Below are 16,954 nucleotides of genomic sequence, written 5' to 3'. Positions count from 1 at the left end.
CGCATATAAGAAAAAGGGCCTGCCAGGCCCTTTTCTGTTTTACTGCCAGCCATACCGACGACGATAAAGTCCTTTCACCAGCTGCGTTAGCGTCATATACCCTGCCAGAATCGCAATCAGCCACGGGAAGTAACTCAGCGGCAGCGCCTGAAGCTGTAGGTAACTCGCCAGCGGAGAGAACGGCAGCACAATCCCGATAGCCATTACCAGCAGCGTCATGAGCATCAGCGGCCAGGCGGCACGGCTCTGGATAAACGGCACGCGCTGGGTACGGATCATATGCACAATCAGGGTTTGCGACAGCAGCCCGACCACAAACCAGCCGGACTGAAACAGCCCCTGTTCTGCTGGCGTATTGGCGTGAAAGACAAACCACATCAGGCAGAAAGTCAGAATGTCGAAAATAGAGCTGATCGGGCCAAAGAACAGCATGAAGCGTCCAAGATCGGCGGGGTTCCAGCGTTGCGGCTCGCGGATCTGCTCCTCGTCTACGTTATCAAACGGGATCGCCACCTGAGAGAGATCGTACATCAGGTTCTGCACCAGCAGATGCAGCGGCAGCATGGGCAAAAAGGGCAGAAATGCGCTGGCGACCAGGACGCTGAAGACGTTACCGAAGTTGGAGCTGGCGGTCATCTTGATGTACTTCAGCATGTTGGCGAAGGTCCGGCGACCTTCAATCACCCCCTCTTCCAGCACCATCAGGCTCTTCTCCAGCAGGATGATATCTGCGGCCTCACGGGCGATGTCTACCGCGCCATCGACGGAGATGCCGATATCCGCCGCCCGAAGCGCCGGAGCATCGTTTATGCCGTCACCCATAAAGCCCACCACGTGTCCCTCGCGGCGCAGAAGCGAGACGATACGCTCCTTGTGCAGCGGCGTCAGGCGAGCAAACAGCGTGGCGCGTTTCGCCAGCTGAGCCAGCTCGTCATCGGAGAGCGTTTCAATATCGCTGCCCGTGACCGCCTCGCCCGCCTCCAGCCCTACCTCGTGGCACACCTTCGCTGCCACCAGCTCGCTGTCACCGGTGAGAATTTTCACCGTAATGCCGTTGGCCTTCAGCGCCTTGAGCGCCGGAGCAGTAGTCTCCTTCGGCGGATCGAGAAAAGCAATGTAGCCCTCAAGGATCAGATCGGATTCGTCGATGCGCTGGTAGTCTCCCTCCCGCGCCGGCAGGATTTTACTGGCAACGGCAACCACGCGCAGCCCCTGGCGATTGAGGTTATCTGTAACGCGTCTGATACGGCGCAGCATGGTCTCATCCAGCGGAACGATCTCGTCGTGGTAACGCACCTGGGTACAGACGCTGAGGATCTCCTGCAACGCGCCTTTGCAGATCAGCTGATGCACGTCGGCCTGCTCGCTGACCACTACCGACATACGACGGCGCTCGAAATCAAACGGGATCTCATCGACCTTTTGCCAGCGGTTTGCAAGCGTGCGAGCAGAAGTTTCATCGATGCCTTCCAGCACCGCAACGTCGAGCAGATTTTTTAGTCCGGTCTGGTAGTGGCTGTTCAGCCAGGCAGCCTGCAGGACGTGCGCGCTCACGTTGCCGGAGATATCGGTATGGTGCTCCAGCACAATCTTATCCTGGGTGAGCGTGCCGGTTTTATCCGTGCAGAGGATGTCCATTGCGCCAAAGTTCTGGATAGCATCAAGATGCTTCACAATCACTTTCTGCTTTGACAGCTTCACCGCCCCGCGCGCCAGCGTCGAGGTGACAATCATCGGCAGCATCTCCGGGGTTAACCCCACGGCAACAGAGAGTGCAAACAGCGCCGCTTCCCACCAGTCGCCTTTGGTATAGCCGTTGATCAGCAGCACCACCGGCGTCATCACCATCATAAAGCGGATGAGTAACATACTGACGCGGCCAATCCCTTTCTGGAAGGCGTTTGGCTCGCTCTCCTGGTCGCTGACGCGTCCGGCCAACTGCCCAAACCAGGTGTTGCCCCCGGTGGCAATGACGATTGCCTGCGCGCTCCCGCTGACTACCGTAGTTCCCATAAAACAGAGCGTATCGCACTCCAGCGGGTTAGCTTGCAGCGGGTTACGGCTGGACGCCACTTTCTCAACCGGCAGCGATTCACCGGTAAGCGACGACTGGGCAACAAAGAGATCGCGCGCCTGAATGAGGCGTATATCTGCCGGGATCATGTCCCCGGCCGCCAGTTTAATGATATCGCCAACCACCAGCCGATCGATTGGCAGCTCAAGCCACGCGCTCTCACCCTTCTCATTAATAACGCGCAGAACCGTGGCGGTATTGCTGACCATCGCCTTAAGCGCATCTGCCGCCTTTGTGGAGCGCGCCTCCTGGACAAAATTCAGCAGGGTAGAGATCCCCACCATCAGCGCGATGACGCCAGCGGCAAAGAGATCTTCTGTGGCATAAGAGACGATACCGAGTGCGGTAAGCAGCAGGTTAAAGGGGTTGCGATAGCATAACCACAGATGCCTCCACCGTGGCGTAGGTGCCTCTGACGGAAGATGGTTATCGCCATGACCGGCGCGGCTCTTCTCTACCTCCCCCGCATTCAGCCCCTCTGGATGGGAGTGAAATGCGCGCCACAGCTCATTTTTCTCCATCGCCGCCGCGCGCAGGCACTGCGCCGTCAGCGTTGGCGGAATGGCGACGTCAGCCAGATGTTTCGCATTGGGTAAGGGATCGCGCTGCACAAGACGACGCGGTAGATGACGGTTTAGCTGTGCAAGCAGCCAGCGAGTGATATTGCCAGACATAATACCTCTCCCGCACTCGCCGGAGCGAGCGCAGCTCTGCCATCAGGCGTGGCAAAGCCGTACCTGACAGGCACTGAAAAAGTTATGCAGGAACGTTCAGGACGTCACTGCCTCACGCATCCGGTAAGGCAATGAATGAGGCTTACCGGAAAGAAGGGGGTCTCCATCGTGGGAGAGGGGTGGGATCGGGATCCATGTCGCCTCCGGTAAGGTAAAGAGTAAAATTGACGTGCAGTATACGGATATCGCCACCTTTTTTGTGGCTATTCGGGCGGTACAATACGCCCTAATAACTAAACGTTCACTCAACCAGCGTCTCCCTGACGACGTCCGTTTGCCAGATCTGCAAGGGCCATTTCTCCTGCAAGATTTACATTTCCTGCAGCGCACGCCCGCTGTACGCTCCCCGTTTTACCTTGTTCTGCATCAATAAAACTGCAAACTTGTTTGATGCAAATCACTATATGTAGCACTTAAAATGCCGTCCCGGCGCTACATATTGTAGTGATCGTCTATTATTCCAACGCTGACGTGCAGAACATTTTAACTATGGAGAGATCATGACCCCGCATGTGATGAAGCGAGATGGCTGTAAGGTACAGTTCAAATCAGAGCGTATTCAGGAAGCAATTCTGCGTGCCGCCGCTGCAGCGGGCGTTGATGATGCCGACTATTGCGCAACCGTCGCAGAGGTGGTCAGAGAGCAGATGCAGGCGCGCTCGCAGGTAGACATCAGCGAGATCCAGACGGCGGTGGAAAACCAGCTGATGTCCGGCCCCTATAAGCAGCTGGCGCGGGCCTATATTGAGTATCGCCACGACCGCGATATCTCCCGCGAGAAGCGCGGCCGCCTGAATCAGGAGATCCGCGGCCTGGTGGAGCAGACCAACTCCGCCCTGCTCAATGAGAACGCCAACAAAGACAGCAAGGTGATCCCGACCCAGCGCGACCTGCTGGCAGGTATCGTCGCCAAGCACTATGCCCGTCAGCACCTGCTGCCGCGTGACGTGGTGCTGGCCCACGAGCGCGGGGATATCCACTATCACGATCTCGACTACTCCCCCTTCTTCCCGATGTTCAACTGCATGCTCATCGACCTGAAAGGCATGCTGACCCAGGGCTTCAAGATGGGCAACGCCGAGATCGAGCCGCCGAAGTCTATCTCTACCGCCACGGCGGTTACCGCGCAGATCATCGCCCAGGTGGCCAGCCATATCTACGGCGGTACCACCATCAACCGTATTGATGAGGTGCTGGCCCCTTTCGTGACCGCCAGCTTCAACAAGCACCGCAAAACGGCGGAGGAGTGGCAGATCCCGGATGCCGACGGCTACGCCCGCTCGCGTACCGAGAAAGAGTGCTACGACGCCTTCCAGTCGCTGGAGTATGAGGTGAATACCCTGCATACCGCCAACGGCCAGACGCCCTTTGTCACCTTCGGTTTTGGGCTGGGCACCCGCTGGGAGTCGCGCCTGATCCAGCAGTCGATTCTGCGCAACCGCATTGCCGGCCTCGGTAAAAACCGCAAAACGGCGGTGTTCCCGAAGCTGGTGTTCGCCATCCGCGACGGGCTAAACCATAAGCCTGGCGACGCTAACTACGATATCAAGCAGCTGGCGCTGGAGTGTGCGAGCAAGCGGATGTACCCGGATATCCTCAACTACGATCAGGTGGTGAAGGTGACTGGCTCCTTTAAAACGCCAATGGGCTGCCGCAGCTTCCTCGGCGTATATGAGGATGAGGACGGGGAGCAGATCCACGACGGGCGTAATAACCTTGGCGTCATCAGCCTGAACCTGCCGCGCATCGCCCTGGAGGCGAAAGGCGACGAGGCGGCGTTCTGGACCCTGCTCGACGAGCGTCTGGCGCTGGCGCGTAAGGCGCTGATGACCCGCATTGCGCGTCTGGAGGGGGTTAAAGCCCGCGTGGCGCCGATCCTCTATATGGAAGGCGCCTGCGGCGTGCGGCTGAAAGCAGACGACGACGTCTCTGAGATCTTTAAAAACGGTCGCGCGTCGATTTCGCTGGGCTATATCGGGATCCACGAAACGATTAACGCTCTGTTTGGCGAGACGCACATGTACGACAGCGAGACGCTGCGCGCTAAAGGCATCGCCATCGTCGAGCGGATGCGCCAGGCGGTAGATCGGTGGAAAGAGGAGACCGGGTACGGCTTCAGCCTCTACAGCACGCCGAGTGAAAACCTCTGCGACCGCTTCTGCCGTCTCGATACCGCCGAGTTCGGCGTGGTGCCGGGCGTCACCGACAAGGGCTACTACACCAACAGCTTCCACCTCGACGTGGAGAAGAAGGTTAACCCTTACGACAAGATTGACTTCGAAGCGCCCTATCCACCGTTAGCCAACGGCGGCTTCATCTGCTACGGCGAGTACCCCAATATCCAGCACAACCTGAAGGCGCTGGAGGATGTCTGGGACTACAGCTATCAGCACGTGCCCTACTACGGCACCAATACGCCGATTGATGAGTGCTACGAGTGCGGCTTTACCGGCGAGTTTGAGTGCACCAGCAAAGGCTTTACCTGCCCGAAATGCGGCAACCACGACGCCGCCCGCGTCTCGGTAACCCGCCGCGTCTGCGGCTATTTAGGCAGTCCGGACGCGCGCCCGTTCAACGCTGGCAAGCAGGAAGAGGTGAAGCGCCGCGTTAAGCATTTGGGCAACGGGCAGATTGGGTAATGCAGTATCATCAATATTACCCTGTCGACATCGTCAACGGTCCCGGCACGCGCTGTACGCTATTCGTTTCGGGGTGCGTGCACGCGTGTCCCGGCTGCTATAACAAGAGCACCTGGCGGCTCAACTCGGGCAAGCCCTTTACCGTTGAGATGGAAGACCGGATTATTAGCGATCTCAACGATACGCGGATCAAACGCCAGGGTATTTCGCTCTCCGGCGGCGATCCGCTCCATCCGCAAAACGTGCCGGATATTCTCCGGCTGGTGCAGCGCATCCGTGCCGAATGCCCCGGAAAGGATATCTGGGTCTGGACCGGCTACAAGCTGGACGAGCTAAGCCGCGACCAGCTGGCCGTTGTCGATCTGATTAACGTGCTTATCGACGGTAAGTTTGTTCAGGATCTGAAAGATCCGATGCTGATCTGGCGCGGCAGCAGCAATCAGGTTGTCCACCACCTGCGCTAATCTGGCGCAGGCTTTTATTAAATCATTTCCCGCCATTGCCGATAACTTTTCTGTCTCGTTTATCCAACGCAGATGTAGTCACCTCCCCTGGGGGCCCCGTTCCCCTGCGTTTCGCACAGCATAGTATTTTTCGGAGATGATGATGAATAGCATAGATAAAATAAGTGCCATAAGCGCACAGGGTGATTCGCATTTATCTAACGGCGATAACCCCTCCACTCTGCTAAATAACAGCAAATTAGCAGAGATTAATAACGATAATAATACGACCCCTTCTGACGACGGCAGCACGAAGATTACGCTCACGTCTAAAACGCAGGATGAGATCGATAAACAGCAGCAGCTAAAAAAAGAGGAGATAAAGAAGACCGACTATACGATGGAATTAACCGGTATTCCGCTGTATGGCGGCCGTCTCATCTCAATCACTAAATATCCGAACGGCAGCGAAGAGATTATTGATACCCTGTCCGGGCAGCGAATAACGCGACAGGATCTTCAGCAGGCTATTTCCCCGACGGAGATAAAGGTGATTGAGGCGAATAATAACTCTGAGAGCGGGGTGGAGTAGAACAGGCCAGGCGGGAGGTCACTCCCGCCGTTGCGCTATTAGCGGAACTTCTTGTGGTAAGTATTTCGGGTGGTTTTAAACTCTTCCGCTGCCGCCTGCGCCTCTTTAACTTTACCGGCGTTGGCCAGCTGCAGCGCGCCGTCAATCTGGCCGACCAGAATGTCAAACCCGTGACGGTAGTCCTTCATCTCCGGACTGTCCGGCGCTTTGTCTTCCATTTTTGGCGGCGTCGCTTTCTGCGCGTCCAGCGCGGCGGTGCGCATTTTGGTTAACGCATCCTTCATCTCCGCCGCATCATCCGTTTTCTGTACCACTTTCAAATTATCGTTGAGGGTCTCCATATCCTCTTCCAGATCTGCCGCAAACGCGGCAGACGAGGCCAGAACGAGAGAGGAGAGTGCTAACATCGCTAACAACGTTTTCCGCATTGCTCATGTCCTTTTATTATTGTCAAAAATGGCTTACTGCCCGGCGATCTTCATCTCCGGCAGCAGCACAGAACCACACTGTATATTGCTGCGTGTTTCAATATCGTCACCAATGGTCACCATATTGCGCCACATCTCTTTCAGGTTGCCCGCGATGGTAATTTCGCTCACCGGGTACTGAATTTCACCGTTCTCTACCCAAAAGCCCGCCGCGCCACGAGAGTAGTCGCCGGTAATGCCGCTCACGCCCTGCCCCATCAGCTCGGTAACCACCAGTCCGGTGCCCATCTCTTTCAGCATCTGCTCGAAGCTGTGGCCCTGGCCCTTGATACGCCAGTTATGGATGCCGCCCGCGTGGCCGGTGCTCTGTAGCCCCAGCTTGCGCGCCGAGTAGCTGGTGAGCAGCCACTGGGTCAGGATGCCATCCTTGATGATGTCACGGCGTTCGGTGCGTACGCCTTCGCTGTCGAACGGCGTTGAGGCCAGCCCCTTCAGCAGGTGCGGGTGCTCCTCAATGGTCAGCCACTCCGGAAGGATCTGCTTGCCGAGAGAGTCCAGCAGGAAGGTCGATTTACGGTAGACCGCGCCGCCGGCAATCGCCCCGACGAGGTGGCCAAACAGCCCGGTGGCCACTTCGTTGGCGAAGATCACCGGGGCTTTCATGGTAGAGAGCTTACGCGGCGCGAGGCGTGACAGGGTGCGTCTGGCGCACTCGTCTCCGACCCACTCTGGCGACTTGAGATCGCCCAGCGCGCGGCCAATGGTGTAGGCATAGTCGCGCTCCATGTCGCCGTTCTCTTCGGCAATCACGCAGCTGGAGAGCGAGTGGCGGCTGGAGCAGTAGCTTTGCAGCATGCCGTGGCTGTTGCCGAAGACTTTGATTCCGTAGTGGCTGTTGAAGCTGCCGCCTTCGGTGTTGGTGATGCGCTTGTCCGCCTTCAGCGACGCCTGCTCGGCGCGGGCAGCCAGCTCAATCGCCTCGTCCGGGGTGATCTCCGCCGGATGGAAGAGATCCAGATCCGGCGCCTCAAACGCCAGCAGCTCGCGGTCCGCGACGCCGGCAAAGGGATCCGGCGAGGTGTAGCGGGCGATATCCAGCGCCGCCTGCACGGTGCGGGCGATAGCGTCCGGACTCAAATCGGTGGACGAGGCGCTGCCCTTGCGGTTTTGATGATAAACGGTGATGCCCAGCGCGCCATCGCTATTGAATTCCACGTTCTCCACCTCACCGTAGCGGGTGCTGACGCTAATACCGGTAGTCTTCGATACCGCCACTTCTGCGCCGTCTGATTTACCTGCGGCTAAGCCCAGTGCGGTGGAGACGGCCTCTTCCAGTGCTTTGCGTTGCTCTGCAACTTGTGTGATTACTTTCATCGCCAATGCCATAATGTAAGGGGAGTTTTAAAGAAGTCTAACAGAGAACCCATTCTCAGTGTGCTCCCAGGGTGTTAGTATTAGCCTCTTTTTTAAGGAGCCTGAGATGACCAAGCAGCCCGATGACTGGCTCGACGACGTACCCGGTGATGATATCAACGATGAAGATGATGAGATCATCTGGGTCAGTAAAAGTGAAATTAAGCGCGATGCGGAAGAGTTAAAACGCCTCGGCGCAGAGATGGTAGACCTGGGCAAGAACGCCCTCGATAAGATCCCGCTGGATGACGATCTGCGCGCGGCCATTGAGCTGGCGCAGCGTATCAAGAAAGAGGGCCGCCGCCGCCAGATGCAGCTGATTGGCAAACTGCTGCGCCAGCGCGATGTCGATCCGATCCGCCAGGCGCTGGACAAGCTGAAAAACCGCCATAACCAGCAGGTGGCGTTTTTCCACAAGCTTGAACACCTGCGCGATCGCCTGATTGCCGAGGGTGACGACGCGGTGCCGGAGGTGTTAAACCTGTGGCCGAACGCCGATCGCCAGCAGCTGCGCTCGCTGATCCGTAACGCGCAGAAAGAGCGCGACGGCAACAAGCCGCCGAAGTCCGCGCGCCTGATCTTCCAGTATCTGCGCGAGCTGTCGGAAGCGGAAGAGTAGTTTGTAAACGCCGGGTGGCGCTTCGCTTGCCCGGCCTACGGTTTACACGCGAACAAGATGCCCTTCGTAGGCCCGGTAAGCGTTAGCGCCACCGGGCAATTTCGCTATTTCTTCTCTAATCTGTCCAGCAGCTTCTGGTGGATCCCACCAAAGCCGCCGTTGCTCATCACCAGAATGTGATCCCCCGGCTGGGCGGTCTTCACGATCATATCCGCCAGCACATCGACATCCCCATGCCAGTGGGCAGGCTGTATGCACGCCTCTGCCACTTCCGACACCTGCCAGGGAATATGCTGCGGCTGCAGCAGGAAGACCTCATCGGCGCGGCCCAATGACGGCGCCAGATCGTCCTTGCAGAGACCCATCTTCATGGTGTTCGAGCGCGGCTCCAGCACCGCTATAATGCGCGCCGTGCCGCCGACCTTGCCGCGCAGCGCGGCGAGGGTTGCCAGAATCGCGGTCGGGTGGTGGGCGAAGTCGTCGTAGACGCTGACGCCGTTGGCGGTGCCGCGCAGCTCCAGACGGCGGCGGGCGTTGACGAACGAGCCGAGGGCGTTAGCCGCATCCGCAGGCGTGACGCCGACGTGACGGGCGGCGGCAATCGCCATCAGGCCGTTATGCATGTTGTGCTCGCCGACCAGATCCCACTTCACCTGGCCCACGCGCTCGCCGTCCAGCAGCACTTCCCACTGCGAGGCGTCGGTGGTGAGCTTTTTCGCCTGCCAGTGGCCCTGCTCGCCCACCAGCTCCTGCTCGCTCCAGCAGCCCATCGCCATCACCTGCTTCAGGTTGATGTCGTTCTCCGGCAGGATGATTTTGCCCTGCCCCGGCACGATACGCACCAGGTGGTGGAACTGCTTCTGAATCGCCTTCAGGTCGTCAAAGATGTCGGCGTGATCGAACTCAAGATTGTTGAGGATCAGGGTGCGCGGCGCGTAGTGCACGAACTTGGAGCGCTTATCAAAGAAGGCGCAGTCGTACTCGTCGGCCTCAATCACGAAGAACGGGCTGTCGCCGAGACGGGCGGAGACGTCGAAGTTCCCCGGTACGCCGCCGATCACAAAGCCGGGCTGATAGCCACAGGCTTCGAGGATCCAGGTCGCCATACCGGCGGTGGTGGTTTTGCCGTGAGTACCGGCTACCGCCAGCACCCAGCGGTCGCGCAGCACAAAATCGTGCAGCCACTGCGGGCCGGACATATAGGGAATGCCCTTCTCCAGCACCGCCTCAACACACGGATTTCCCCGCTTCATGGCGTTACCAATAATCACCAGATCCGGCGCGGGATCGAGCTGGCTGGCGTCGTAACCCTGAATTAAAGAGATGCCCTGCTTCTCCAGCAGGGTGCTCATCGGCGGATACACATTGGCGTCCGATCCCGTTACTTCATGACCTAAAGCACGTGCCAGCAACGCCAGCCCGCCCATGAAGGTTCCACAAATTCCTAAAATATGAATGCGCATACGTCGGTCCTTATTTTAACTGGCGCCTATTTTACTCACATGTCCGGCCCAGAGAAATGCATTTAAGCGGAATCTCACTCTGGCTGGCGCGATTCACCTGTGCGCATTAATTCGGATCTTTGTTAGTATTGTTACAGTCGCTTTACTCCACATTAATTGCAGGGAAAGTGTTATGAAAACGTTAGGTGAATTTATCGTCGAGAAGCAGCATGATTTCTCCCATGCTACCGGGGAACTGACCTCGCTGCTGTCGGCGATAAAGCTGGGCGCCAAAATCATCCACCGCGATATTAATAAAGCGGGGCTGGTCGATATTCTGGGGGCCAGCGGGGCCGAAAACGTGCAGGGCGAGGTGCAGCAAAAGCTCGATCTGTTCGCAAATGAAAAACTGAAGGCGGCGCTGCGCGCGCGCAATATCGTGGCCGGTATCGCCTCAGAAGAAGAAGATGAGATCGTTGTTTTTGATGGCTACGAGCACGCGAAGTATGTGGTTCTGATGGATCCGCTGGATGGCTCCTCCAACATTGACGTTAACGTCTCCGTTGGCACCATCTTCTCTATCTACCACCGCGTCACGCCGGTAGGCACCCCGGTCACCGTGGAAGACTTCCTGCAGCCGGGCAACAAGCAGGTTGCGGCGGGCTATGTGCTATACGGCTCCTCGACCATCATGGTCTACACCACCGGCTGTGGCGTACACGCTTTCACCTACGATCCCTCCCTCGGCGTCTTCGCCCTCTGCCAGGAGCGCATGCAGTTCCCTGAGCTGGGTAACACCTACTCCATTAACGAAGGCAACTACATCAAGTTCCCGCAGGGCGTGAAGAAGTACCTCAAGTTCTGCCAGGAAGAAGATAAAATCACCCACCGCCCTTACACCTCGCGCTATATCGGCTCGCTGGTGGCGGACTTCCATCGTAACCTGGTGAAGGGTGGGATCTACCTCTATCCGAGCACTGCGACCCATCCGGAAGGCAAGCTGCGTCTGCTGTACGAGTGCAACCCGATGGCCTTCCTGGCCGAGCAGGCGGGCGGCAAGGCGAGCGACGGTAAAGAGCGTATTCTGGATATTATTCCCGAGTCGCTGCACCAGCGTCGTCCGTTCTTCGTTGGCACGAAAGCAATGGTCGAGGACGTAGAGCGCTTTATGCGCGAATATCCGGACGCCTAATACGCAGTCACGCTACCCTCTCCGCCAGGAGAGGGTAAATTCCGTTAGCCTGCGGTCTGCAGGCGGAACGAGGCCATCGCGGCCAGCAGCTCGCGAGACTGCTGCTCCAGGGAGTGGGTCGCAGCGGAGGATTGCTGCACCAGCGCCGCATTCTGCTGGGCCGTCTCATCCATCTGGTTCACCGCAATATTCACCTGCTCAATACCCCGGCTCTGCTCGTGGGACGCGTTGGCAATCTCCCGCATCAGCTTCGTCATGCGCGTTACTTCGCTGGCGATCTCGTCCATCGTTTCACCGGCCTGCATTGCCAGATTGCTGCCCTCGCCAACGTGGGTCTGCGAGTCGGTGATCAGGGTGCGGATCTCTTTCGCTGCATCGGCGCTGCGGCTCGCCAGGTTACGTACCTCGCCCGCCACCACGGCAAAGCCGCGGCCCTGCTCCCCTGCCCGCGCCGCTTCTACCGAGGCGTTAAGGGCCAGAATATTGGTCTGGAAGGCAATGGCGTCAATAACGCTAAGTATATCGGCAATACGCGCCGAACTGCCGGAGATATCCTGCATCTTCTCGATCACGTAACAGACCATTTCGCTGCCGCGATCGGCGGTATCAGAGACCGTCTTCGCCAGCTGGTGCGCCTGCTCGGCGTTGGCGGCGTTCTGCTTCACCGTGGCGGTGATCTGCTCCATGCTGGCAGCAGTCTGCTCAAGGGAGGAGGCGGTAGATTCGGTGCGCTGGGCCAGATCGACGTTGCCTGCGGTTAACTCCCGGCTGCCGGTATCAATCTGGGCGCTGGCGTCGCGCACGCGGGTTACCGAACTCACCAGCGAGTGGCGCATGTTCTCAATGGCGGCGTTGAGGCGGGAGAACTCCTTGCTGGTTAACTCAGCCTGCGTGGGCGTCAGGTTACCCGCGGCCACCTGCTCCAGCTGCTGAATAGAGACGTTAAGGGGCTTAAGCAGCATATGGCGCAGCGCCAGCCAGGCCAGGGCGATGATGCCGGCGGTTACCAGCGCGGCGATGACGATCAACGCCATCACCCGTTTTTTACTTGCCTGCACCGCGTCCACTTCCGCTTTGCCGCGCGCTTCGCCCCACTTCAGGAACGCCTGCATATCGTTATCAAACTGGCGTGACACCGGCACCAGCTGGTTCTCCAGCAGCGAATAGTAGTCGTCCGCGCTCTGCTGATTGAGCGCCGTCAGCATCGGAACGATACCCTGGCTATTGTAAGCCTGATAGCTTTTGGCGACCGCCGTCAGCAGGGCCTGGCCGCGCTCGTCCTCTACGCCCGCGCCGATAGTCTCCTGCAACCCTTTCTGGGCCTGTGCGACCTCGCTATTGATATTTTTTACTGACTTGCCCGCGTCGTCCAGCAGCCCGACCTCCATCATGCGCACCGCCTGCCCGGCTTCGTTGCGCGCGCGTAGGATCAGGGTGTAGCCCTCGTTCAGGCGTGCCATCTGCTCACCCTGAAGGTGGTTAATACGCTGTAGCGAGGAGGAGCTTTGGGTCAGGGCATAAATACCCATGCCGCTGACCAGAAGGAGGAGTAACGTCATTACGGCCAGCAGAGAGAGCAGGCCTGTGCGAATCGAAAGCGTTCTAAGCATGATGGCGATCCCGGTAGCAGAGAGACTTCGTAGCGTGAATAGTGCTGATTCGAACAGTTATCGACCGCTACCGGGAAAGCTTTAGTTATTTTTTAGCCATATCAAAAAGTTATGACTTCGTTGCCGGAATGCTCACCCGTGTTACCGGAGAGTTCTGCCGGTTCTCCCACAGCACCGTCAGGCCGCGTTGCAGGGCGATAAAGATAAACAGCAGAATGCCGATGGCGATCTTTGTCCACCACGAGCTGAGCGTGCCGTCAAAGTTAATGTAGGTCTGGATCAGCCCCTGGATCGCCACGCCAAACAGCGTGCCCAGAACCGTCCCCACGCCGCCGCTGAGCAGCGTGCCGCCAATCACCACTGAGGCGATGGCGTCCAGCTCTACCCCAACGCCCGCCAGGGCGTAGCCCGCCTGGGTGTAGACAGAGAAGACAATGCCCGCCAGCGTCGCCAGCCCGGTAGAGAGCATATAGATGCGGATCGTGGTGCTGCGGGTAGAGATACCCATCAGGTTGGCCGAGGTGGCGCTACCGCCGATGGCATACACCTGGTTACCAAAGCGCGTGCGGTGGGCGAGGAAGATGCCTATCACCACCACGCCCAGCATCAGCAGCCCCATCGCGCTCAGACGACCGCCGCCGGGAATTTTCCACGCCAGGCTGGAGAGGGTGTCGTAGATCGGGTGGTTAATGGGGATCGACTCCTCCGAGACCAGGTAGCTGACACCACGCAGGAAGAACATCCCGGCGAGGGTGATAATAAACGCCGGGATCTTCAGGGCGTCAATCAGCAGGCCCATAAAGGCCCCGAAGGCGCAGCCCATCGCCAGCACCAGCGGGAAGGCCAGCAGGGGCGAGATCCCCCAGAAGCCAATTACCTTCGCCAAAAAGACGCCGGTAAAGGCGATCACCGACCCTACCGAGAGGTCGATGCCGCCGGAGAGGATCACAAAGGTCATACCGACGGCGATAATCCCCAGAAAAGCGTTATCGGTCAGAATATTGCAGATGACCCGCGTCGAGGCAAAGCCGGGAAACTGGGTCAGGCAGTAGAGATAGCCGAGCACGAACACGCCGAGCGTGATCATCAGCGGCAGGTTACGTTTTATCATGACCACGGCTCCTCTTAATCAGGTCGATAAAGCGCGGCGACTGCACAATCAGCACGCACATGACGACGACGGCCTTCACGACCTGGTTTAGCTCTGGCGGGAAGCCGGAGAGTAAAATGCCGGTGTTCATTCCCTGGATAATCAGTGCCCCGACGATAGAGAGCAGCAGGTTGAAGCGACCGCCCATTAGCGAGGCGCCGCCAATGACCACCGCGAGGATGGCATCCAGCTCCAGCCACAGCCCGGCGTTGTTGGCATCCGCGCCGCGAATGTCCGCCGTGACGATGATGCCGGCAATGGCGGCACAAACGCCGCTCAGGATGTAGGTCAGCATCACCACCACCCGGGTATTCACCCCGGCGTTTTTCGCCGCGCGGATGTTGATCCCCACCGCTTCGATAAACATGCCCAGCGCCGTCTTGCGGGTAAAGAGCCAGAAAATAACCAGCGTCACCAGAGCGATGATCACCGGCGTCGGGAAGAGCAGCAGCGAGCCGCTGCCGAGCCAGGAGAGGCTGGGGGCGTTGAAGGTGACGATCTGTCCGGCGGTGATCAGCTGCGCCACGCCGCGCCCGGCGACCATCAAGATCAGCGTGGCGACGAAGGGCTGGATCTTGAGGATGGCCACCAGCACGCCATTCCACAGCCCGGCCAGCACGCCGCTGCCGATTGCCGCCAGCAGCACAACCGGCAGGCTGTGCCCGGCCACGGTCATCGACGCCGCCGTCGCGCCAGCAATGGCCATGATGGCCCCTACGGAGAGATCGATCCCGCCGGTGGCGATCACCAGCGTCATGCCGATCGCCAGCAGCGCGACCGGTGCGGCACGGTTAAGAATGTCGATGGGGCTACCGAACAGCCGCCCATCCTGCAGAACGATCTGGAAAAAATGCGGCGCAACCAGGCTGTCAGCCACCAGCACCAGGATCAGCGCAAGCAGCTGCGGCATACCCGTCGGCCAGCTTATGCGCCGCTTCGGCTGGCCGGTTTGCGGAAGGGATCGGGGCATCACACTCTACTCCTTATGCCGCAATGGCATTCATGATCGCCGGAACCGATAGCTCCGCGAGCGGGATCTCTGCCACCTGCTTGCGGTCGCGCATGATGATCACCCGATCGGCATAGCCGACCAGCTCCTCCAGCTCGGAGGAGATCACCAGCAGCGCTAAGCCGTCGGCGCACAGGGTTTCAATAAGCCGGATGATTTCGGCATGCGCCCCCACGTCGATGCCGCGCGTCGGCTCATCGAGGATCAGGAACTGGGGTTTGGTCAGCAGCCAGCGGGAGAGCAGCACCTTCTGCTGGTTGCCGCCGGAGAGAAACTCAATCGGCTGCTCGGCGCTGGGGGTGCGAATACCCAGCTGGCGAATAAAACGCTCGGCGATCTCGTTCTGCTCCCGGCGGGGAATGGGCCGCAGCCAGCCGCGCTGGGCCTGCAGGGCGAGGATGATATTCTCCCGCACCGAGGCGGCGGCAATGATGCCGTCGGTTTTGCGATCCTCCGGACAGAAGCCGATCCCCAGGCACGACGCCTGATGCGGCGAGCGTAGGGTCTGCGGCTTGCCTTTGATCGTTGCGCTGCCGCTGTCGGCGGGCTTGATGCCGAAGATCACCTCGGCGGTTTCGGTCCGCCCGGAGCCTAACAGCCCGGCGAGGCCGACAATTTCGCCGGGACGTACTTCGAAGCTAAAGGGCGCGATGGTGCCCTTCTTGCCAAAATCAGTAAACGCGGCCACCGGCTTGTCGCTGAGCAGGGTCCGGCCCGCCCGCTGCAGGGCGTTGCTCTCCAGCTCGCGCCCCAGCATCATCTTGACCAGCTCGATCTGCGGCAGCTCGCGAGTCTCCCGGCAGCCGACGAAGCCGCCGTTGCGCAGAACGGTGATGCGATCGCTCACCTCATAGACCTGATCGAGAAAGTGGGTGACGAAGATCAGGCTCACCCCCTGGGCGCGCAGCTGGCGCATCAGGGTGAAGAGCATCTCCACCTCCTGGGTATCGAGGCTGGCGGTAGGCTCATCAAGGATCAACACCTTTGCCGAGAGGTCAATAGCGCGGCAGATGGCGACGATCTGCTGCATCGCCACCGAGAAGCGGTTCAGCGGCTCGCGTACGTCGAGGGAGAAGCCATAGGAGGCCATCAGCGCCGTGGCGCGGCGCTCCATCTCTTTGCGCTGGAGAAAACCAAAGCGCCGGGGTTCACGTCCAATAAACAGGTTATCCGCCACCGACATGTTCGGCAGTAGATTAACCTCCTGATAGACCGTCCCAATGCCCAACTGCTGGGCATGGGCGGTGTTTTTAGGTGAGATCTCGTTGCCTTCGAGGCGGATAACGCCGCGATCGGCATGATAGACGCCGGTCAACGCCTTAATGAGCGTCGATTTACCGGCCCCGTTTTCACCGAGGAGCGCCATAATTTCGCCCCGGCGTAGGCTGAAGTTGACGTTATCAAGCGCCTTTACGCCGGGGAAAAATTTACTTAACCCCTCGGTACTGAGAATTTCCTGGTGTTGGTCGGTGGTCATGATGGCCTCCCCGAAACGAACCTGATACAGATGGCGCTACGCCCCGTAGGCCGGATAAGACGCCTGCGTCGCCATCCGGCGCGGCATTGCCTGATGGCGCTACGCTTATCAGGCCTACAAAACCTGGGCCCG

The 16,954-nt window shown here is 59.0% G+C and carries 13 protein-coding genes; 5 read left to right on the top strand and 8 right to left on the bottom strand.

The annotated features are described in order from the left end of the window. Positions 1–39: 39 nt before the first annotated feature. The gene (mgtA, locus tag RTX96_RS17460) at positions 40–2,748 is read right to left on the bottom strand and encodes a magnesium-translocating P-type ATPase (protein ID WP_312671654.1); all 2,709 of its coding nucleotides are present in this window, start codon (positions 2,746–2,748) and stop codon (positions 40–42) included. A 560-nt stretch (positions 2,749–3,308) separates the two neighbouring features. On the opposite strand from mgtA, the gene nrdD reads away from it, so the two are divergent. The 3 genes from nrdD (at position 3,309) to RTX96_RS17445 (ending at position 6,482) form a co-directional block, all read left to right on the top strand. Next, positions 3,309–5,447, top strand: a complete 2,139-nt coding sequence (gene nrdD, locus RTX96_RS17455) for an anaerobic ribonucleoside-triphosphate reductase (protein WP_312671653.1) — start codon at positions 3,309–3,311, stop codon at positions 5,445–5,447. Further along, complete coding sequence (gene nrdG, locus RTX96_RS17450) at positions 5,447–5,911, top strand: anaerobic ribonucleoside-triphosphate reductase-activating protein (protein ID WP_312671652.1); 465 nt, start codon at positions 5,447–5,449, stop codon at positions 5,909–5,911. Before nrdD ends, nrdG begins: the two co-directional genes overlap by 1 nt. A gap of 142 nt (positions 5,912–6,053) precedes the next feature. Next, the gene (locus RTX96_RS17445; RefSeq protein WP_312671651.1) at positions 6,054–6,482 is read left to right on the top strand and encodes a hypothetical protein; all 429 of its coding nucleotides are present in this window, start codon (positions 6,054–6,056) and stop codon (positions 6,480–6,482) included. 38 nt (positions 6,483–6,520) lie between these two features. On the opposite strand, the gene cybC is transcribed toward RTX96_RS17445, so the two are convergent. Both cybC and pmbA read right to left on the bottom strand, forming a co-directional pair. Then, complete coding sequence (gene cybC / locus RTX96_RS17440; RefSeq protein ID WP_103818585.1) at positions 6,521–6,910, bottom strand: cytochrome b562; 390 nt, start codon at positions 6,908–6,910, stop codon at positions 6,521–6,523. 33 nt (positions 6,911–6,943) lie between these two features. Further along, entirely contained in the window at positions 6,944–8,296 is a 1,353-nt protein-coding gene (gene pmbA / locus RTX96_RS17435) for a metalloprotease PmbA (RefSeq protein ID WP_103818586.1), read from the bottom strand. A gap of 94 nt (positions 8,297–8,390) precedes the next feature. Between pmbA and yjgA the strand changes: the two genes are divergently transcribed. Continuing rightward, positions 8,391–8,942: a ribosome biogenesis factor YjgA gene (gene yjgA, locus RTX96_RS17430; protein WP_103818587.1), complete on the top strand. Its 552-nt coding sequence runs from the start codon at positions 8,391–8,393 to the stop codon at positions 8,940–8,942. 104 nt (positions 8,943–9,046) lie between these two features. Here the strand turns inward: yjgA and mpl are convergent, their stop codons facing one another. Continuing rightward, on the bottom strand, positions 9,047–10,405 hold the full coding sequence (gene mpl, locus RTX96_RS17425; protein WP_312671650.1) for a UDP-N-acetylmuramate:L-alanyl-gamma-D-glutamyl-meso-diaminopimelate ligase: 1,359 nt from the start codon (positions 10,403–10,405) through the stop codon (positions 9,047–9,049). 172 nt (positions 10,406–10,577) lie between these two features. Between mpl and fbp the strand changes: the two genes are divergently transcribed. Then, positions 10,578–11,576, top strand: a complete 999-nt coding sequence (gene fbp, locus RTX96_RS17420) for a class 1 fructose-bisphosphatase (protein ID WP_141092910.1) — start codon at positions 10,578–10,580, stop codon at positions 11,574–11,576. A 44-nt stretch (positions 11,577–11,620) separates the two neighbouring features. Here the strand turns inward: fbp and RTX96_RS17415 are convergent, their stop codons facing one another. From RTX96_RS17415 to ytfR, 4 genes are all read right to left on the bottom strand, one after another. Next, complete coding sequence (locus RTX96_RS17415; RefSeq protein WP_312269359.1) at positions 11,621–13,186, bottom strand: methyl-accepting chemotaxis protein; 1,566 nt, start codon at positions 13,184–13,186, stop codon at positions 11,621–11,623. Positions 13,187–13,295: 109 nt separating this feature from the next. Beyond that, positions 13,296–14,297, bottom strand: coding sequence for a galactofuranose ABC transporter, permease protein YjfF (gene yjfF, locus RTX96_RS17410; RefSeq protein WP_312671649.1), 1,002 nt, complete (start codon positions 14,295–14,297; stop codon positions 13,296–13,298). Continuing rightward, positions 14,284–15,309: a galactofuranose ABC transporter, ATP-binding protein YtfT gene (gene ytfT, locus RTX96_RS17405; protein ID WP_103818591.1), complete on the bottom strand. Its 1,026-nt coding sequence runs from the start codon at positions 15,307–15,309 to the stop codon at positions 14,284–14,286. The genes yjfF and ytfT overlap by 14 nt, the downstream gene beginning before the upstream one ends. A 10-nt stretch (positions 15,310–15,319) precedes the next feature. After that, positions 15,320–16,822, bottom strand: a complete 1,503-nt coding sequence (gene ytfR, locus RTX96_RS17400) for a galactofuranose ABC transporter, ATP-binding protein YtfR (protein ID WP_103818592.1) — start codon at positions 16,820–16,822, stop codon at positions 15,320–15,322. Positions 16,823–16,954: the final 132 nt, after the last annotated feature.

Source organism: Pseudescherichia sp. (assembly GCF_032052675.1).
Lineage (GTDB): Bacteria > Pseudomonadota > Gammaproteobacteria > Enterobacterales > Enterobacteriaceae > Pseudescherichia.
The sequence above is the reverse complement of the archived record's forward strand: the minus strand, read 5'-3'. Positions and strand labels throughout refer to the sequence as shown.